The sequence below is a fragment of the Streptomyces sp. NPDC037288 genome, assembly GCF_055603265.1.
Window position 1 is genome coordinate 46,989 of sequence record NZ_JBVJVY010000026.1, and the last position, 18,620, is coordinate 65,608.

Consider the following 18,620-nt stretch of genomic DNA (forward strand, 5'->3'; position numbering starts at 1 on the left):
GCCTCTCCCGCGGAGCGTCACAGGGCGCAGCTGTCCGTGCCGACCTGCTCGTTCGCCGTACTTCCCCGCGCGATGTCGGGCCGGATCTCGTCCGCCGTGAGGGCGTAGCCCGTCTCGGCGTCGTCGAGGGACTTGGCGAACACCACGCCGTACACCCGGCCGTCCGGGGTGAGCAGCGGGCCGCCCGAGTTGCCCTGACGGACGATCGTGTACAGCGAGTACACGTCCCGGCGGACGGTGCCGCGGTGGTAGATGTCCGGACCGTTGGCGGTGATGCGCCCGCGCACGCGCGCGGCGCGCACGTCGTACGAGCCGTTCTCCGGGAAGCCCGCGACGATCGCGCCGTCGCCGCCGGACGCGTCCTGCGCGGAGAACCGCAGGGCGTGCGTCCTCAGGTCCGGTACGTCGAGCACGGCGATGTCGCGCTTCCAGTCGTACAGGACGACCTTGGCGTCGTACTTGCGGCCCTCACCGCCTATCTGCACGGTGGGCGCGTCGACGCCGCCGACGACATGCGCGTTGGTCATGACCCGGCGGTCGGCGAAGACGAAGCCGGTCCCCTCCAGGACCTTGCCGCAGCTCTGGGCGGTGCCGGTCACCTTCACGATGGAGTGCTGGGCGCGCAGGGCCACCGGGCTGTTCGCGAGGGCCGGGTCGGGCGGCTCCACGTCCTTGATCGGCTCGTTCGCGAAGGGGCTGAAGACCTGCGGGAAGCCGTTCTGCGCCAGGACGGAGGAGAAGTCCGCGAACCAGGTGTCGGCCTGGGCGGGCAACGCCCGGGAGACGCCGAGGAGCACCTTGGAGCCGCGCACCTCCTTGCCGAGCGTCGGCAGCGTGGTGCCGGCCAGGGCTGACCCGATCAGCCAGGCCACCAGCAGCATGGCGACGACGTTGACCAGGGCGCCGCCGGTGGCGTCCAGGGCGCGGGCCGGGGACCAGGTGATGTACCGGCGCAGCTTGTTGCCGAGGTGGGTGGTCAGGGCCTGGCCGACGGAGGCGCAGACGATGACGACGACCACGGCGACCACGGCGGCGGTGGTGCCGACATCCGCGTTGTCGGTCACGGCGTCCCACAGCACGGGCAGGGCGTAGACGGCGACGAGGCCGCCGCCCAGGAACCCGATCACCGACAGGATGCCGACGACGAAGCCCTGGCGGTAGCCGACGACCGCGAACCACACAGCCGCGACCAGCAACAGGATGTCCAGCACGTTCACTGCTTCAGGCCTCGCCTACTCCACTCCGCTCCCCGCGGCCCGGCCGGGGGTCCGGGGGTCGGCCCCCGGAATGACACAGCACGGACGACACCCTGTCATGAGTGCCAGTCGAGCGGGACCTGTCTCTCCCGGTGCCAGGGGCGCTCCCAGCCAGCGAAGTGAAGCAGACGGTCGATCACTCCGGCCGTGAAACCCCACACCAGGGCCGATTCGACCAGGAATGCCGGACCGCGGTGGCCGCTGGGGTGGACGGTGGTGGCGCGGTTGGCGGGGTCCGTGAGATCCGCCACGGGGACCGTGAAGACCCGCGCGGTCTCGTTCGGATCCACGACGCCGACCGGGCTGGGCTTGCGCCACCAGCCGAGCACGGGCGTGACGACGAAGCCGCTGACCGGGATGTACAGCGCGGGCAGCACGCCGAAGAGCTGGACGCCGGACGGGTCCAGGCCGGTCTCCTCCTCGGCCTCGCGCAGCGCGGCCCGGAGCGGGCCGTCGGTGTGCGGGTCGCCGTCCTCGGGGTCGAGCGCGCCGCCCGGGAAGGACGGCTGCCCGGCGTGCGAGCGCAGCGAGCCGGCGCGCTCCATCAGCAGCAGCTCCGGGCCGCGCTCGCCCTCGCCGAACAGGATCAGCACGGCCGACTTGCGGCCCGAGCCGTTCTCCGGCGGCAGGAAGCGGCTCAGCTGGAGCGGCTCGACCGTCTCGGCAGCCCGCACCACCGGCGCCAGCCACTCCGGCAGCCCCTCCTTGCTGAGCGTCACCGGGCCGCGCGCGGCCGTACCGCGCGCCACCGGGCCGCCCCGCGTCTCACTGGCCCTCGCCATCGCCGCCCCCTCGCTCTGCCTGTCCAACGCCCGAGGGCCCCGGGATCGTTCCGTCACGCGGCCCCCAGCGGCGGGGCCGGCTTGCCGCCCGCGTCGAGGTAGGCCTGCGGGGGCTTGAGCCGCTGGCCGGGGAAGCCGCCCTTTTCGTACTTCAGGAGCTTCTTCGCCTTCTCCGGGTCGGTCTCGCCCTCGCCGTAGGCCGGGCAGAGCGGGGCGATCGGGCAGGCTCCGCAGGCGGGCTTACGGGCATGGCAGATACGGCGGCCGTGCCAGATCACGTGGTGCGAGAGGTCGGTCCAGTCGCTCTTCGGGAACAGCGCGCCGACGGCGGCCTCGATCTTGTCCGGGTCGGTCTCCGCGGTCCACTGCCAGCGCTGCACCAGCCGCTGGAAGTGGGTGTCCACGGTGATCCCGGGCCGGCCGAAGGCGTTGCCGAGCACGACGAAGGCGGTCTTGCGGCCGACGCCGGGCAGCTTGACCAGGTCCTCCAGCCTGCCCGGGACCTCGCCGCCGAAGTCCTCGACCAGTGCCTTGGACAGCCCCATCACCGACTTGGTCTTGGCCCGGAAGAACCCGCAGGGGCGCAGGATCTCCTCGACCTCCTCCGGGTTGGCGGCGGCCAGGTCCTCGGGGGCCGGGTACTTCGCGAAGAGGGCCGGGGTCGTCTGGTTGACGCGCAGGTCGGTGGTCTGGGCCGACAGCACGGTGGCGACCAGGAGCTGGAAGGGGTTCTCGAAGTCCAGCTCGGGATGGGCGTAGGGGTACACCTCGGCCAGCTCGCGGTTGATGCGGCGGGCGCGGCGGACCAGCGCGGTGCGGGACTCGTCCCTCGGCGGCTGCACGGCGACCTTCTTGGCGGGCGCCGCCTTCTTCACCGTCACGGCCTTGCCGGTCGCCACGACCTTCTTCGCGGCGGTGACCCTCTTCGCGGAGGCAGCCTTCTTCGCGGAGGCGGCCTTCTTAGCCGTTTTTCTGGTTTTCTCACCACCGTCCGAGCCCTGTTCGCCCACAGCGGAATCGCGACGTACAACCACCCGCTCAACCCCCTTGTCCTGTGCTCTCACCGGCGATTTGGACACCCGGCCAGCCTAGAGCCCGGCACCGACATCCGCCCCGGACCCGGTTGATCGGACCCCGATTGGACCCCTGACGCTTACCCCAGGACACGTGTGCGGCATCCTTGTGACAGATCACACTGTTTGGACCGTCCGGCAAAATGGGGAACACGGTCCCCTGGCACTCGGGGGAGCAAGATCCCCTGAGCGGGTCGACAAGGAGAGAACTCAGTGGACGACGTTCTGCGGCGCAACCCGCTCTTCGCGGCTCTCGACGACGAGCAGGCCGCGGAGCTTCGCGCCTCCATGAGTGAGGTGACCCTCGCACGCGGCGACTCCCTGTTCCACGAGGGCGACCCCGGCGACCGGCTGTACGTCGTCACCGAGGGCAAGGTCAAGCTGCACCGCACCTCCCCCGACGGCCGCGAGAACATGCTCGCCGTCGTCGGCCCCAGCGAGCTGATCGGCGAGCTGTCGCTCTTCGACCCGGGCCCGCGCACGGCGACCGCGACCGCGCTGACCGAGGTCAAGCTGCTCGGTCTCGGCCACGGCGACCTCCAGCCCTGGCTGAACGCCCGCCCCGAGGTGGCCGGCGCCCTGCTGCGCGCCGTAGCCCGCCGCCTGCGCAAGACCAACGACGCCATGTCCGACCTGGTCTTCTCCGACGTCCCCGGCCGCGTGGCGCGCGCCCTGCTGGACCTCTCGCGCCGCTTCGGCGTGCAGTCCGAGGAGGGCATCCACGTCGTCCACGACCTCACGCAGGAGGAGCTGGCCCAGCTGGTCGGCGCCTCGCGCGAGACGGTGAACAAGGCGCTGGCGGACTTCGCCCAGCGCGGGTGGCTCCGCCTGGAGGCGCGGGCGGTGATCCTCCTGGACGTGGAGAGGCTGGCCAAGAGGTCCCGCTGAGGTTTCTGGGGGCTGCCCTGCCCCCAGACCCCCGCTTCGGGCCCGTACGGCCTCGTCCCCACGCCGGACGGGCCGAATCCCGCTGCCCGGCGCTCGGAAACCAGCTGCCGGCGGCGGCTGCGCACGACACGGTTGCCCCATGGCTGAAACGATCCGTCGGCCTGGACTCGACGACCAGGGCCTCATCGCGCGCGAAGGCTCCCTCGCGCGCGTGCCGCCCGCCGTCCACCCGGTCGTGGCCGCGGCGCGCGACCAGCTGCTGGACGCCGTCCCGGCACGAGCTCGGCCGCATGACGTTCACCGAGACGGACGGCGGCACCCTGGTCCGGTGGACCACCCGGGCGGAGATCCCCCTGCCGCTGCTGGGCGCCCCGCTCACCCGGCTGCTGGCCCGCCCGGTGATCACGCGCACCTTCGGCAACATCCTCGACGCCGCCGAGAGGGCGCTCGCCGGCTAGATCAGCCCGTGCTCGCTCAGGTAGTCCAGCTGGGCCCGTACCGACAGCTCCGCCGCCGGCCACAGTGAGCGGTCCACGTCGGCGTACACGTGGGCGACGACCTGGGCCGCGGTGCGGTAGCCGTCCTCGACCGCCGTCTCCACCTGGGCGAGCCGGTGGGCGCGGTGGGCGAGGTAGAACTCCACGGCGCCCTGGGCGTCCTCCAGGACCGGCCCGTGGCCCGGCAGGACGGTGTGCACGCCGTCGTCCACCGTCAGGGACCGCAGACGGCGCAGGGAGTCCAGATAGTCGCCGAGACGGCCGTCGGGGTGCGCCACGACCGTCGTACCGCGCCCGAGGATGGTGTCACCGGTCAGCACGGCCCGGTCGGCCGGGAGATGGAAGCACAGCGAGTCCGCGGTGTGCCCGGGGGTCGGTACGACCCTGAGCTCCAGGCCGCCGACGGCGATCACGTCGCCGGCCGCCAGGCCCTCGTCGCCCAGGCGCAGCGCCGGATCGAGGGCACGCACGCGCGTGCCGGTCAGTTCCGCGAAGCGGGCGGCGCCCTCCGCGTGGTCGGGGTGGCCGTGGGTGAGCAGGGTCAGGGCTATGCGCCTGCCGGCCTTCTCGGCGGTGTCGACGACGGCGCTCAGGTGACCGTCGTGCAGTGGGCCCGGGTCGATCACCACGGCGAGATCGGAGTCGGGCTCGGCGACGATCCAGGTGTTGGTGCCGTCCAGGGTCATCGCGGAGGCGTTGGGCGCGAGGACGTTGACGGCCCGTTCGGTGGCGGGGCCGGAGAGCACCTGGCCGCGGGGCTGGCCCGGCAGGGCGCTTGCGTCGGTCATACCGGGCCTCCACCCGTCGTCTCGGCGGTCGTCGGATCCGTCGGGACGTGCTTGGTGAACTCCTCGTGCCCCGGCCAGGACAGGACGATCTCGCCGTCCCTCAGGCGGGCGCGCGCCATCACCGGCGTCAGATCGCGCGCGGGGGCCGCCGCCAGTACGTCGGCGGCCCTCGTGTACGGCAGCAGCTGGCGCAGGGTGGCGATGGTGGGCGGCATCATCAGCAGCTCACCGCCGTCGTAGCCGGCGGCGGCCTGAGCGGGGCGGATCCACACCGTGCGGTCGGCCTCCGTGGAGGCGTTCCGGGTGCGCTGGCCCTCGGGCAGGGCGGCCACGAAGAACCAGGTGTCGTAGCGGCGGGTCTCGAACTCCGGGGTGATCCAGCGGGTCCAGGCGCCCAGCAGGTCCGAGCGCAGCACCAGGCCGCGCCGTTCCAGGAACTCGGCGAAGGACAGCTCACGCGCGACCAGGGCGGCGCGGTCGGCCTCCCAGTCGTCGCCGGTGGTGTCGCCGACGACCGACTCCGCGTCGGGCCCGGCGAGCAGGACGCCCGCCTCCTCGTACGTCTCCCGTACGGCCGCGCAGACGATCGCCTGGGCGCCCGGCTCGTCGACGCCGAGCCGGTCCGCCCACCACGCGCGCGTGGGGCCCGCCCAGCGCACCAGACGGTCGTCGTCGCGCGGGTCGACCCCGCCTCCGGGATACGCGTACGCGCCTCCGGCGAAGGCCATGGAGGCGCGTCTGCGCAGCATGTGGACGACCGGACCGGACTCGGTGTCCTTCAGGAGCAGCACCGTGGCCGCGCGTCTGGGGGACACCGGGGTGAGCGCGCCGTCCGCGAGCGCGCGGATACGGTCCGGCCACTCCTGGGGGTACCACTGACCGTTCGCCATGGCCGGAGGCTATCCCGTGTAGGGCGAATGTTCGAGAGGTGCCCGAGGTCAGCGGTGCACCTCGGCGTTACGGGGCGAGTTCCACCTGGATCTCGACCTCGACCGGCGCGTCCAGCGGCAGCACCGCGACGCCGACCGCGCTGCGGGCGTGCACGCCCTTGTCGCCGAGGACCTCGCCGAGCAGCTCGCTGGCGCCGTTGACGACACCGGGCTGCCCGGTGAAGTCGGCGGCGGAGGCGACGAAGCCGACGACCTTCACCACGCGCGCGATGCGGTCCAGGTCGCCGGTGACGGACTTCACCGCGGCCAGCGCGTTCAAGGCGCACGTGCGGGCCAGGTCCTTGGCCTCCTCCGGCGTGACCTCGGCGCCCACCTTGCCGGTGACCGGCAGCTTGCCCTCGACCATCGGCAGCTGGCCGGCGGTGTACACGTACACGCCGGACTGCACGGCCGGCTGGTACGCGGCCAGCGGCGGTACGACCTCCGGCAGGGTCAGCCCCAGTTCGGCCAGCCTGGCCTCGACCGCGCTCATGCCTGCTTCTCCCGCTTCAGGTAGGCCACGAGCTGCTCGGGGTTGTTGGGCCCGGGCACGACCTGGACGAGCTCCCAGCCGTCCTCGCCCCAGGTGTCCAGAATCTGCTTCGTGGCATGGACGAGCAGCGGCACGGTTGCGTATTCCCACTTGGTCATGGGGCCGACTGTAGCCGCTGCGACCGGTGGGGACGGCGGCCGACCACGGCCGGCTGCGTCCGTCGTTGTCCACAGGTCGGGCAGCGGGCTGTGACCAGCGTTATCCACAGCCTCCCGCGTGAGTCTCGGCCGGACTGGTTAGGCTCGAAGACGTGAGCAGGCTCCAGGTCGTCAGCGGCAAGGGCGGGACCGGAAAGACGACGGTCGCCGCCGCACTGGCGCTGGCCCTCGCGACCGAGGGGAAGCGGACGCTTCTCGTGGAGGTCGAGGGCCGGCAGGGCATCGCCCAGCTCTTCGAGACGGAGGCGTTGCCGTATGAGGAGCGGAAGATCGCGGTCGCTCCGGGAGGCGGCGAGGTGTACGCCCTCGCCATAGACCCCGAACTGGCCCTTCTGGACTACCTCCAGATGTTCTACAAACTCGGGGGCGCGGGCCGGGCCCTGAAGAAGCTCGGCGCGATCGACTTCGCCACCACCGTCGCGCCGGGCATCAGGGACGTCCTGCTGACCGGCAAGGCGTGCGAGGCGGTGCGCCGCAAGGACAGGAGCGGCCGGTTCACGTACGACTACGTCGTCATGGACGCCCCGCCGACCGGCCGCATCACCCGCTTCCTGAACGTCAACGACGAGGTGGCGGGCCTGGCGAAGATCGGCCCCATACACAATCAGGCGCAGGCGGTGATGCGGGTGCTGAAGTCGCCGGAGACGGCGGTGCACCTGGTGACGCTGCTGGAGGAGATGCCGGTCCAGGAGACCGCCGACGGCATCGCCGAACTCCGCGCCGCGCGGCTGCCGGTGGGCCGGGTCATCGTGAACATGGTCCGGCCGGAGGTGTTGGACGCGGCCGATCTGGAACTCGTACGGACCGTGGAGCGTTCCTCTGTCGCACAGGCGTTGTCGGCGGCCGGGCTGGGCGGGGCCCGGCGCGGCGGGAACGCGGAGAAACTGGTGGACCCGCTGCTGGAGCAGGCAGCGGAGTACGCCGAGCGGTACGCGCTGGAGCAGGAGCAGCGCGCGGTCCTCGGCGAGCTGGGCCTGCCGCTGGGCGAACTGCCGCTGTTCGCCGAGGGCATGGACCTGGCGGGCCTGTACGAACTCGCCATCGAGCTGCGGAAGCAGGGGTTGTCATGAGTCCGGACCCGGCCGAAGCACCCGGGACAGCGGTGACGGTCGAGGGGCGGGACAGGGTCCACGGTCTCTCCCCCGCGCGCGCCCTCGACATCGATCCGCTGCTGGACGACCCGAAGACCCGGATCGTGGTGTGCTGCGGCTCGGGCGGGGTCGGCAAGACGACGACCGCGGCGGCCCTCGGCCTCCGCGCGGCCGAGCGGGGCCGCAAGGTGGTCGTGCTGACCATCGACCCGGCCAGGCGGCTGGCCCAGTCGATGGGCATCGACTCCCTCGACAACGTCCCGCGCCGGGTGAAGGGCACCGAGGGCGACGGTGAGCTGCACGCCATGATGCTCGACATGAAGCGCACCTTCGACGAGGTGGTGGAGGCGCACGCGGATTCCGAGCGGGCGGCGGCGATCCTGGCGAACCCCTTCTACCAGTCGCTCTCGGCGGGCTTCGCGGGCACGCAGGAGTACATGGCGATGGAGAAGCTGGGCCAGCTGCGCGCGAAGGACGAGTGGGACCTGATCGTGGTCGACACCCCGCCGTCCCGCTCCGCGCTGGACTTCCTGGACGCGCCCAAGCGGCTGGGCTCCTTCCTGGACGGCCGGCTGATCCGTCTGCTGACGGCCCCCGCCAAGCTCGGCGGACGCGCGGGGATGGCCTTTCTCAACGTCGGTATGTCGATGATGACCGGCACCCTCGGCAAGCTGCTGGGCGGCCAGCTGCTGAAGGACGTCCAGACGTTCGTGGCCGCGATGGACACCACCTTCGGCGGGTTCCGTACGCGCGCGGACGCCACGTACAAGCTCCTCCAGGCCCCCGGCACGGCGTTCCTGGTGGTCGCGGCCCCGGAGCGGGACGCGCTACGCGAGGCGGCGTACTTCGTGGAGCGGCTGGCCGCGGAGAAGATGCCGCTGGTGGGTCTGGTGCTGAACCGGGTCCATGGCAGCGGCGCCGGCCGGCTGTCGGCCGAGCGGGCGCTCGCCGCCGCCGAAAATCTTGAGGACCCCCGCATTGTGGATCAGGGGGCCGGGAAAGCTGGACTTCGTAACTCTCCCGACCCATACGGCAGTTCGCGATCTCCCGCATCCGAGGCAGCAACCGACGCCCCCGCTTCCGAAGAAGGCTCCCCCGCCGACGAGGAGCGCCCCGTCGACCGGCTCACCGCGGGACTGCTGCGACTGCACGCCGATCGCATGCAGCTGCTCTCGCGCGAGCAGCGCACGCGTGCCCGTTTCACCGCCCGTCACCCCGAGGTGGCGGTGGTCGAAGTAGCCGCGCTGCCCGGCGACGTCCACGACCTCGTGGGCCTGCGCGACATCGGCGCCCGGCTGGCGGCGGGCACGGCAGTGCACACGGAGCTGCCGTAGCGCGGCACTGGGCGGGTGACCAGCAGGTGCGCGTGCGCGGCACCTCGTGTGGCGAGCGGTCGCAGGCGCGCAGGTGACCGTCGTATGCGCGCGGGCGGTCGCACGTACGCACCCGAGCGGTCGCAGGCGCGTGGGTGGCCGTCATGTGCGTGCAGGCAAGCGGTCCTACGTGCGCCGATGGCCGTCGGACGCGCGTGGGTGGCACACACGCGCTCGGTATGGCCGGCACACGCGGGGATACCGCAAGGGTCGTCCACGGGCACCGGAGCCCGCGCTCGCCCCGGGCCGTCTCCGCAGGCCGGGCCGCGAGGCCGATCGTGGCTTCCCCCGGCGCAGGCCGGATCGGCGTTTCCCGGGCCCCCGTCGCTTCCCGAGCCCCGGGCGTGTACCCACTCGGCGACCCTGGACGTATGCCCCGGGAATGTGCCGGAGGGAACGCCCTCAGCTCACCGCCGCGTAGTTCTCGTACACCTCGTCGCTGTCGAGGGGCACGATGCCCGCGCCGCGCTCGTACTCCGAGCGGGCCGTCTCCAGCAGCCTGCGCCAGGAGGTCACGGTGGGCCGGCGGCGCAGCAGTGCGCGGCGCTCCCGCTCCGTCATGCCTCCCCACACGCCGAACTCGACGCGGTTGTCCAGCGCGTCGGCCAGGCATTCGGTGCGTACCGGGCATCCGGTGCACACCGCCTTGGCCCTGTTCTGCGCTGCTCCCTGAACGAACAGTTCATCCGGATCGGTAGTGCGGCAGGCAGCCTGCGCACTCCAGTCGGTTACCCAGCCCATACCGGCGCCGTCCTCTCCCGAATCGAGGCTCCCCCACGGCGGCAGCGGCATATTCACCGCCGCCAGTTGAGGACGTTACGGAAGGTGGGCACAGCGCAACACCCCCTTCGGGCCCAATCTTGAATGGCCCGAACGGACTATGGGTAAGCGGCAGATCACCCGCGGGAGTGAGCTGGTGACATGCGTGATCATCCCGGCAAACCGGGACTTCTGTGGTGCGTCACATCGGGCGCCAGGTGACACACGAGGCGGATTCGGACACGCCCCCCTCGAAAAATCGGGGTACCTCCGGAACGATTCGGGGTCGCCGGACGTATTGATACGTGGCCGCACTGCTGTGACAGTTGAGAGCAGCTTAGGCCAAGGCCTGCGCGCATGTCCGGGAAATGGAAACGTAGGCAGGTCAGGTTGCGCTGCCGTCACGATCCGGCACCCGAACATCCCGAGGGAGAGCCGCTCCCTCGGAACGCTCATGAGTACGGATTAGGCTGCCCCCATGCCAAAGAAGCGCTCGGGCGGTGGTCTGTCGCCAACGCAGCAGGCCGCCAAGTTCCTCGGTGTCAGTGTGCTCGCCGGAGCCGTGATGGCGGGCATCGCGCTGCCCGCGGCCGGCGCGCTGGGCCTCGCGGCCAAGGGCTCGGTCAAGAGCTTCGACGAGATCCCGGCCAACCTGAAGAGCCCCCAGCTCAGTCAGCGCACGACCATCCTGGACAACCAGGGCAAGCCGATCGCGAGCGTCTACTCCCGTGACCGCACGGTGGTGGAACTCAAGGACATCTCGCCATACATGCAGAAGGCGATCGTCGCGATCGAGGACTCCCGCTTCTACAAGCACGGCGCGATCGACCTGAAGGGCGTGCTGCGCGCCCTGAACAAGAACGCGCAGAGCGGCGGTGTCGCGCAGGGCGCCTCCACGCTCACCCAGCAGCTGGTGAAGAACTACTTCATCGAGGAGGCCGGCGACGACCCGACGAAGGTCGCCGAGGCCACCCAGCAGACGCTCGGCCGCAAGATCCGCGAGCTGAAGTACGCGATCCAGACCGAGGAGAAGCTCGGCAAGAAGGGGATCCTCGAGAACTACCTGAACATCACCTTCTTCGGCGAGCAGGCCTACGGCGTCGAGGCCGCCGCCCAGCGCTACTTCTCCAAGCACGCCAAGGACCTGAACCTCCAGGAATCGGCGCTGCTGGCCGGCGTCGTACAGTCCCCGAGCCGCTACGACCCGGTCAACGACGACGCCGAGGCCACCAAGCGGCGCAACGTCGTGCTCCAGCGGATGGCGGAGCTCGGCGACATCTCCCAGAAGGAGGCCGACCAGGCCAAGGAGAAGCCGCTCGGACTGCACCCCAGCCGGCCCAAGAACGGCTGCATCACCGCGGTCCGCGGCGCCGGCTTCTTCTGCGACTACGTACGCGACGCCGTCCTGAACGACCCGGTCTTCGGCAAGTCCAAGGAGGCCCGGGCGAAGCTGTGGAACCAGGGCGGTCTGACGATCCGTACGACGCTCGACCCACAGGCGCAGGACTCCGCGCAGGCGTCCGTCAAGGACCACGTCTACAAGTCCGACGAGGTGGCGACGGCCGCGACCATCGTCGAACCGGGCACCGGCAAGATCCTCGCCATGGGCCAGTCCCGCCCCTACGGCTTCGGCAAGAACGAGACGCAGATCAACCTCTCCGTCAACTCGGACATGGGTGGCGGCGCCGGGTACCAGCCCGGTTCGACGTTCAAGCCGATCGTCGCGGCGGCCGCGATCGAGGGCGGCAAGCCCCCGACGCAGGAGTACTCGTCACCGTACGAGATGCCCTACCCGAGCTCCGTCCAGGCGTGCAACGGCAGGATCTGGCGCAACGACCCGCGCAAGCCCGCCAAGCTGGCGAACGAGAACGAGTCGGAGCACGGCCCGTACGGCATGAAGGAAGCGACCGCCAAGTCGGTCAACACCTACTACGTGCAGCTGATCAGCGACATCGGCATCTGCCCGGTCATCGACATGGCCAAGAAGATGGGTGTGGAGCGCGCGGACGGCCGCAAGATCGACCAGGCTCCGTCCATCGCGCTCGGCACGCAGGAGATGTCACCGCTGACGATGGCCAGCGCGTACGCCACCTTCGCCTCGCGCGGTACCTACTGCACGCCGGTTGCCATCGAGTCGATCACGCAGAAGATCGGCAGCCGGGTGAAGTCCCTCCCGGTGCCGAAGTCGACCTGCTCGCGCGCGATGTCGGAGAAGACCGCGGACACCGTCAGCACGCTCCTCAAGGGCGTGGTCGAGGACGGTACGGGTCAGGAGGCCGGCCTCGGTGACCGCCCGAGCGCGGGCAAGACCGGTACGACGGACGAGCGCTTCGCGGCCTGGTTCGTCGGCTACACCCCGAACATGGCCGGCGCGGTCTGGGTCGGCGACCCGCAGCACAAGCGGAAGATGATCAACATCACCATCGGCGGTGTACCGCACGACAAGGTGTTCGGCGGTGAGGTGCCCGGCCCGATCTGGCGCGACATGATGACCGGCGCGCTGGAGGGCAAGCCGGCCGAGGAGTTCCACCTGATCGACATCCCCGACGACAACCCCGGGGACGACCAGGGAAAAGGCCACGGGAAGAAGCACGGCGGCAAGCACGGGGACAGCACGGGCGGGATCGGCGGACTGATCGGCGGTCTGACGGACGGCGGAACGACGGACGGCGGAACGGGTGACACCATCGGCGGCACCGTCCCGACGCCGACCTTCTCTCTCCCGGGCAACTTCATCCAGGGGCAGGGCAACGGCGGCAACGGGAACGGCGGCCGACGGGGCTGAGGCCACACACACGTACGGGGCCGCACTCTTCGCGAGAAGGGCGCGGCCCCGCCACCGCATACCGGTAGCTGCCGCCGTATCCCGGTAGCTGCCGCCGTGTCTCTGGCGGTCGCTCAGCCCTGAAGCAGCTTCTTCACCGCGGCGGCGACGCGGCCGCCCTCGGCCTGACCGGCCACCTTCGGGTTCACGATCTTCATGACGGCGCCCATGGCCCGCGGCCCCTCGGCGCCGGCCGCCTTCGCCTCTTCCACGGCCTGGGCGACGATCGCGTTCAGCTCCTCGTCGGACAGCTGCTTGGGCAGGTAGTCGGCGAGCACCTCGCCCTCCGCCTTCTCCCGCTCGGCCTGCTCCGGGCGACCGCCCTGCGCGAAGGCGTCGGCCGCCTCACGGCGCTTCTTCGCCTCGCGGGTGATCACCTTGAGGACCTCGTCGTCGGAGAGCTCCCGCTTCTCCTTGCCCGCGACCTCCTCCTTGGTGATCGCGGCGAGCGTCAGCCGGAGCGTCGAGGAGCGGAGCTCGTCGCGCTCCTTGATCGCGGCGTTGAGGTGGTCCTGCAGCTTCGACTTGAGCGTGGTGGTCATGCGGTCGATTGTCGCAGGTGTGCCCGCCCGAACGCCCGCTGATTTAGGGGCGGCCGGCGCCCTGTGCCCCAGGGGGCACGCCGGTCGGGCGGTCGAGAACCGGCCGGTCTCGTCGTGCCGCCGGGGTCTGACACGATGGACGTATGCGCGCGCGATACGGAGTACCCCTGGGAATCATGGCGGCAGGCGCCGCCGGGCTGGCCTACGCGGCGGGCTTCGAGGCCCGCTCCTTCCGCCTGCGACGAGTGACGGTCCCGGTCCTCCCGCCGGGCATGCGTCCGCTGCGCGTACTGCAGGTCTCCGACATCCACATGGTGAGCGGCCAGCGCAAGAAGCAGCGGTGGCTGCAGTCGCTGGCGGGCCTGCGCCCGGACTTCGTGATCAACACCGGCGACAACCTCTCGGACCCCGAGGGCATCCCGGAGGTCCTGGACTCCCTCGGCCCCCTGATGGAGTTCCCGGGCGCCTACGTCTTCGGCTCCAACGACTACTACGGTCCCAGACTCCGCAACCCCGCCCGTTACTTGCTGGAGAAGGCGAGCGGCCGACACGGCCTGAACGGCAACGCGCCGGCGGTCGGCGTGATCCACAACCCGTGGGAGGACCTGCGCGACGGCTTCGACGAGGCAGGCTGGCTGAACCTGACGAACACGCGGGGTGTCCTGAAGGTCGAGGGCGTCTCGATCGAGCTGACGGGCCTCGACGACCCGCACATCAAGCGCGACCGCTACGCCCGGGTGGCGGGCGGCCCGTCGGGGACGTACGACTTCTCGCTCGGCGTGGTCCACGCCCCTTACCTGCGCACACTGGACGCGTTCACGGCGGACGGCTACCCCCTGATCCTGGCCGGCCACACCCACGGCGGCCAGGTGTGCATCCCCTTCTACGGCGCGCTGGTCACCAACTGCGACCTGGACACGGACCGGGTGAAGGGCCTCTCCACCCACACGGCGGACGGCCGCACCTCCTACCTCCACGTATCAGCGGGCTGCGGCACCAACCGCTACACCCCGATCCGCTTCGCGTGCCCGCCGGAGGCGACGTTGCTGACGTTGGTGGGGCGGTAGCACAAACGCGTGAAGTGCGGGGCGTCCGGAGGTACGGGGGCCGGAAGGACGGAGCCGGAAGGACGGGGGCCTGGAATAGGGGGACGGAAGTAGGGGGAGCGGAAGTAGGGGGAGCGGAAGTACGGCGGACGGAAGTAGGGGGGACGGAAGTAGGGGGAGCGGAAGTACGGCGGACGGAAGCACGGCGGACGGAAGCACGGCGGGCGGGGACGCCGTAACCCATCCGGACTACGCCGAATAGCCCCACCTCTCCCCCGCTCCTACCGTCAGGTGCATGACCGCCCCGATACCCAGGGACCTCCCGGACCTGCCCGCGGTCCCGAGCCCGCCCCTGCTGCTGCCCACCCCGGTCCCGGCCACGGCCGTGGTGGCGCCGGTGCGTCGCCCCATGGTCGCGCTCTTCCGCCTGCTGACCGCCCTGGCGGCGGCAGGCGGCGTAGCCCTGGAGCTCCTGCTGGGCACCCCGGCCCGCACCCTCAGCTACTTCAGTGTCCAGGCCAACATCCTGCTGGCCGTCGTCATGCTCCTGTCGGCGTCCCGGTCCGGCCGGGCCCGCCGGCCGCTTCCCTCCGCCGTGACCGGCGCCTCACTCCTCTACGCCCTGGTCACGGCGCTCGTCTACCACCTGCTCCTGGCCCACACGACGCCCCCGTTCTCCATGACCGGCGCGACGGCGGCCCCGGAGCGCTGGCACGCCCAGTGGGCGACCCTCCAAGTCCTGCACACGGTGACGCCGGCCGCGGCCCTGCTGGACTGGCTGCTGCTCACTCCCGCACCCCGGCTGCACCTCCGCCAGACGGCCGCCTGGCTCCTCTACCCCCTGGGCTACCTGGCCTTCTCCCTGACCCGAGCGGCGTTCCTCGCCCCCTCGGACGCCTCCCGCTACCTGTATCCCTTCCTGGACGTGTCCGCCCACGGCTACCGCAGCACCCTGGCCAACGCGCTCCTGCTCGGCCTCGGGACCTACGCCCTCGCCGTCCTCCTCGTAGCCCTGGACCACACCCGCCCGACCCCGGTCCGCCGCCGGGTCTAAACCGGATTTCGTCTGGAGCCACCAGTGGGCTAAAGTAAACGTCGTCGCCGCGAGAGCAGCGACATCGGGGTGTGGCGCAGCTTGGCAGCGCGCTTCGTTCGGGACGAAGAGGTCGTGGGTTCAAATCCCGCCACCCCGACAGCCAAGTAGCAGGTCAGAGGGCCCTTACCGATTCGGTGAGGGCCCTCTGGCTTTGCTGCGTGTCTAAGTGCGTGACTATCGATTTCTGAGTGATTCCCGCGCGCTTACGGCCGCTGTGGATCAGTGCCGAAGATCCCGTCCACTCGTCGGCGTTGATCCCGTCGATGCCCTTGAGTGCCTGGCGGAAGGCGCGGCGGACGTTGGCAGCGTCGAGCGGCTTGCCCACGGCCGACGAGAAGACCAGGCCGTGTTCCTCCCACTCGTCATCAGCTGCGAGCCGATCCCATCCCTGATCTTCGAACTGCTGCCAGAGGGCTTCGACGCAGCACGCCGGCAGAGCGAGCGTGCGCCGGGACTTCCGGGTCTTCGTGTCGCGGCTTCGCCGGACCGACCGCCAGACAGCGATGTGCGGGGGCTGCGGCGGGTCGAGGTCCGGTCGGCCTTTCAGGAACACGTGGTCCCAGGTGAGCGCCCGCGGTTCTTCAGTACGGGCCCCGGTCAGCAGGGCGACGACGATGTAGGCGTACATCGAGGTCCCCTCGGCGCCCTTGAGTACGGCCTCGGCCTGGGCGAAGGTGAGCGCCTTGGACGGGCGCCCGGCCCGCCCCTGGAGCACCGAGCACAGCTCGACGACATTGCGCTTCACCTTGTCCCGCGCCATGGCCCGCTTGACCGCGCGGTTGAGGCAGGAGTGGATTCCCTGGAGCGTGCGCGTGCTGAGCGTCTTCGCTTTGGTGGCCAGCCAGCGATCTACGTCCTCGGCGCTCAGCTCGCGCAGCTTGCGGGCGCCGAGCGAGGGGATCACGTGCTTCTGACTCAGGAGCGTCACGGTCTCGACGGTGCTGGGGTCGAGGCCCGCCAGGCCGTACGCCAGCCAGTCCGTCACGGCGTCCTTCACCGTGTAGCGGTCAGCACCGAACCGCAGCGAACCATCAGCCGAGGAGTCCAGCCGATTGACGGCTGTCGCTGGCTCCCACTGATCGACCTGACAAGGATGAGCACAGACCTCAAAGCCCCGGTCTCGAACGGGCGCCGTCCTCACTGTCGGTCGGCGCCCGTCGCCTTGACTCAGTCATTGAGACTCCGCCGGCCGCGCGGGCGGGCGCCGCATGTCGCAGTTTGCGGTGGTGGGGCCGTCACCGCCCCCCGTCGTTAACGTGATGTACGGAGTAGTTGGTCCTGGTCGGCGAAGGCCCCCGTCGTGGCTGACGGGGGCCTGGAAGTTCTGCGGTAGTCAGTGCGTCAGGCGATGTGCCCGACGTGGCCACGGCATCACGTCCCTCAGGTGCCGCCACCACCGCACTACCACCGGCGTGTCCGCCGTGTGGTCGACGCTCGGCACGTGCTGCCAGTCCGACAGCGGGGCGAGCGGTGTTCCTTCGGGGGAGTACTTCCGGGGCACGTCGGGCATGGCTCCTCCTAGGGCCGATACGTACCGCAGTTCTTGCGCAGGTCGTTGTCCGACCGAGTTGTAGGGCTGGACCCGAAGCTGGCCACACCCTTCATAACGGGATAGTACGTGTAGGTGCCGCCGCCATCGTTGCAGTCGGCCGACCACCCGTAGTCGACACTGCTTTTTGTGGTCTTCGGCGACTGGTGCCAGGGTGTGTAGCCACGCGGGCCGCTCCAGGAGCTGCGCCACATCTGGGTCCGGATGTACTGCCAGCCGTAGTTCCCGCTGCATATTTGGGACGTCTCCCACTGGAACCAGGCGCCTGCGCCGGCCCCGTGGAACTTGACATCGGAGATGTAGATCGAGCAGTGGGCAGCCGCTGCGATCGTGCGCGGCTTCGGCTGACCGGCGCGGTAGGTGAAGTGGTACGGCTTACCGTCCTTTGTCTTGCCCCACTCGATGACCTGCGTTCCCGGTACTGCCCGATGACCTTCGACCAGGGCAGTCCCGGCGGCGTGCGCGACCGGTGCGGCTCCCAGCGTCAGCAGGAGTGCCCCGACAGCGGTAGCTATGCGTCCTCTCGCGAGTAATGTCATGGTCATGAACTCTAAGGAACCGACATAGACAGTCTCGAACGATTTGTTGAGTGGGACGTAGGGTTTCGGTCATTCCCCGGAAGCCCGTGAGCTGCATCGGCCTAGACGGGCCTGGCGGGACGGGGCACTGCTCGATGGGTTCTTTCGCCATTTGATGACGCGATAATGTTGGACCCGATTGGTTCTCCGACACTGGTACAGCCATGGATAAGCCTGGACTGGCCTAGTTCAGCGGGTGACATCCATGCCCGACACCAACGAGCACGGACGTTCGCGGATCTGGGCAGTTCGGCCAAGTCTCACCGGCGCCCGTCAGAATGCGAGCAGGCCCGCAGGGATCCTGTGATCGAACTCCTAAAGCGCGTGTCACAGGTTCGAATCCCGCCGGGGGCACCAGGGAAGAAGCCTTGGACCGATCTTGGTCCGGGGCCTTTGGCATCTGAAGGGATTCTGAGTCGGGCCGCGGTCAGCTCACCAGGGTGCGCAACGCTCCTGCCAGGAGGAGAACGCCCGCGATCCCGAAGTAGATCCGCATGGTGGTAAGGCTTCTCCAGGTCTTTCCGTATGACCTGCGCACAGCGTCTGCCCAGTCCCAGATCCACACGTCGACTGCGGTAACCGCATGCCACCGCCATGCAGGCGCTGACCGCGAGCAGCATGAACAGACAGAGTGCTCCACGGATGATCAACGTCGTTCCCCTCCCCAAGCCGGCGACCAACGGCGCATCGCGGCAGTCGCAGGCGGCGAAGGCAAGTGGTGAGCGTCCCTGCTGTGAGGGCAACACTGACGGCAACGACGGCGGACGGCAGCGGCGCTCAGCAGCCCGAGGCGGAGTCGGCGGACTGCCGTCGGATCGGCCGATCGCCGCTTGCCGGC

Annotated in this window: 18 protein-coding genes, 1 tRNA gene and 1 pseudogene; 8 read left to right on the forward strand and 12 right to left on the reverse strand. The window is 70.3% G+C overall.

Annotated elements, in window-relative coordinates:
* Positions 1–17 precede the first annotated feature (17 nt).
* The 3 genes from ACZ7GZ_RS26590 to nth all read right to left on the reverse strand — a co-directional run bounded on the left by ACZ7GZ_RS26590 (position 18) and on the right by nth (position 3,048).
* Complete coding sequence (locus ACZ7GZ_RS26590) at positions 18–1,217, reverse strand: MarP family serine protease (RefSeq protein WP_471027891.1); 1,200 nt, start codon at positions 1,215–1,217, stop codon at positions 18–20.
* Positions 1,218–1,312: 95 nt separating this feature from the next.
* Positions 1,313–2,038 (reverse strand): NUDIX hydrolase, encoded by a 726-nt coding sequence (locus tag ACZ7GZ_RS26595; protein ID WP_471027892.1) that lies wholly within the window; start codon positions 2,036–2,038, stop codon positions 1,313–1,315.
* A gap of 53 nt (positions 2,039–2,091) precedes the next feature.
* On the reverse strand, positions 2,092–3,048 hold the full coding sequence (gene nth, locus ACZ7GZ_RS26600; protein WP_471027893.1) for an endonuclease III: 957 nt from the start codon (positions 3,046–3,048) through the stop codon (positions 2,092–2,094).
* Positions 3,049–3,324: 276 nt separating this feature from the next.
* Here nth and ACZ7GZ_RS26605 point away from each other — a divergent pair, with 276 nt between their 5' ends.
* Both ACZ7GZ_RS26605 and ACZ7GZ_RS26610 read left to right on the forward strand, forming a co-directional pair.
* A complete protein-coding gene (locus ACZ7GZ_RS26605; RefSeq protein WP_023547771.1) occupies positions 3,325–3,999 on the forward strand; it encodes a Crp/Fnr family transcriptional regulator in 675 nt (224 codons plus the stop codon).
* Between the two features lie 290 nt (positions 4,000–4,289).
* Positions 4,290–4,457 (forward strand): hypothetical protein, encoded by a 168-nt coding sequence (locus ACZ7GZ_RS26610; RefSeq protein ID WP_471027894.1) that lies wholly within the window; start codon positions 4,290–4,292, stop codon positions 4,455–4,457.
* Here the strand turns inward: ACZ7GZ_RS26610 and ACZ7GZ_RS26615 are convergent.
* The 4 genes from ACZ7GZ_RS26615 to ACZ7GZ_RS26630 all read right to left on the reverse strand — a co-directional run bounded on the left by ACZ7GZ_RS26615 (position 4,454) and on the right by ACZ7GZ_RS26630 (position 6,864).
* Entirely contained in the window at positions 4,454–5,284 is an 831-nt protein-coding gene (locus ACZ7GZ_RS26615; RefSeq protein WP_471027895.1) for an MBL fold metallo-hydrolase, read from the reverse strand. The genes ACZ7GZ_RS26610 and ACZ7GZ_RS26615 overlap by 4 nt on opposite strands.
* Positions 5,281–6,174 carry an NUDIX hydrolase gene (locus tag ACZ7GZ_RS26620; RefSeq protein ID WP_471027896.1) on the reverse strand — a complete coding sequence of 298 codons (894 nt, stop codon included), beginning with the start codon at positions 6,172–6,174 and terminating at the stop codon, positions 5,281–5,283. The genes ACZ7GZ_RS26615 and ACZ7GZ_RS26620 overlap by 4 nt, the downstream gene beginning before the upstream one ends.
* 67 nt (positions 6,175–6,241) lie before the next feature.
* Complete coding sequence (locus tag ACZ7GZ_RS26625; protein WP_351243904.1) at positions 6,242–6,706, reverse strand: RidA family protein; 465 nt, start codon at positions 6,704–6,706, stop codon at positions 6,242–6,244.
* Positions 6,703–6,864, reverse strand: coding sequence for a DUF4177 domain-containing protein (locus tag ACZ7GZ_RS26630; RefSeq protein ID WP_003975360.1), 162 nt, complete (start codon positions 6,862–6,864; stop codon positions 6,703–6,705). Before ACZ7GZ_RS26630 ends, ACZ7GZ_RS26625 begins: the two co-directional genes overlap by 4 nt.
* A 152-nt stretch (positions 6,865–7,016) precedes the next feature.
* Here ACZ7GZ_RS26630 and bagA point away from each other — a divergent pair, with 152 nt between their 5' ends.
* Both bagA and bagB read left to right on the forward strand, forming a co-directional pair.
* Entirely contained in the window at positions 7,017–7,994 is a 978-nt protein-coding gene (gene bagA, locus ACZ7GZ_RS26635; protein WP_471027898.1) for an ATPase BagA, read from the forward strand.
* Positions 7,991–9,349 (forward strand): ATPase BagB, encoded by a 1,359-nt coding sequence (bagB, locus tag ACZ7GZ_RS26640; protein WP_471027899.1) that lies wholly within the window; start codon positions 7,991–7,993, stop codon positions 9,347–9,349. The genes bagA and bagB overlap by 4 nt, the downstream gene beginning before the upstream one ends.
* A 441-nt stretch (positions 9,350–9,790) precedes the next feature.
* Here bagB and wblA read toward each other — a convergent pair whose 3' ends face one another.
* Complete coding sequence (wblA, locus tag ACZ7GZ_RS26645) at positions 9,791–10,129, reverse strand: transcriptional regulator WblA (protein WP_067116510.1); 339 nt, start codon at positions 10,127–10,129, stop codon at positions 9,791–9,793.
* Between the two features lie 496 nt (positions 10,130–10,625).
* Between wblA and ACZ7GZ_RS26650 the strand changes: the two genes are divergently transcribed.
* Entirely contained in the window at positions 10,626–12,932 is a 2,307-nt protein-coding gene (locus ACZ7GZ_RS26650; protein ID WP_471027900.1) for a transglycosylase domain-containing protein, read from the forward strand.
* A gap of 113 nt (positions 12,933–13,045) precedes the next feature.
* On the opposite strand, the gene ACZ7GZ_RS26655 is transcribed toward ACZ7GZ_RS26650, so the two are convergent.
* Positions 13,046–13,513: a GatB/YqeY domain-containing protein gene (locus ACZ7GZ_RS26655; protein ID WP_471027902.1), complete on the reverse strand. Its 468-nt coding sequence runs from the start codon at positions 13,511–13,513 to the stop codon at positions 13,046–13,048.
* 143 nt (positions 13,514–13,656) lie between these two features.
* Between ACZ7GZ_RS26655 and ACZ7GZ_RS26660 the strand changes: the two genes are divergently transcribed.
* From ACZ7GZ_RS26660 to ACZ7GZ_RS26670, 3 genes are all read left to right on the forward strand, one after another.
* Positions 13,657–14,580, forward strand: a complete 924-nt coding sequence (locus ACZ7GZ_RS26660; protein ID WP_471027903.1) for a metallophosphoesterase — start codon at positions 13,657–13,659, stop codon at positions 14,578–14,580.
* A 274-nt stretch (positions 14,581–14,854) separates the two neighbouring features.
* Entirely contained in the window at positions 14,855–15,613 is a 759-nt protein-coding gene (locus ACZ7GZ_RS26665) for a Pr6Pr family membrane protein (protein ID WP_471027904.1), read from the forward strand.
* Between the two features lie 65 nt (positions 15,614–15,678).
* Positions 15,679–15,752, forward strand: a tRNA-Pro gene (locus ACZ7GZ_RS26670).
* 138 nt (positions 15,753–15,890) lie between these two features.
* On the opposite strand, the pseudogene ACZ7GZ_RS26675 reads toward ACZ7GZ_RS26670, so the two are convergent.
* From ACZ7GZ_RS26675 to ACZ7GZ_RS26685, 3 genes and pseudogenes are all read right to left on the reverse strand, one after another.
* A pseudogene (locus ACZ7GZ_RS26675) lies at positions 15,891–16,703 on the reverse strand (site-specific integrase); the annotation flags it as partial.
* A 285-nt stretch (positions 16,704–16,988) separates the two neighbouring features.
* Positions 16,989–17,165, reverse strand: coding sequence for a hypothetical protein (locus ACZ7GZ_RS26680; RefSeq protein ID WP_471027905.1), 177 nt, complete (start codon positions 17,163–17,165; stop codon positions 16,989–16,991).
* A gap of 8 nt (positions 17,166–17,173) precedes the next feature.
* Positions 17,174–17,743 (reverse strand): hypothetical protein, encoded by a 570-nt coding sequence (locus ACZ7GZ_RS26685; protein ID WP_471027906.1) that lies wholly within the window; start codon positions 17,741–17,743, stop codon positions 17,174–17,176.
* Positions 17,744–18,620 lie beyond the last annotated feature (877 nt).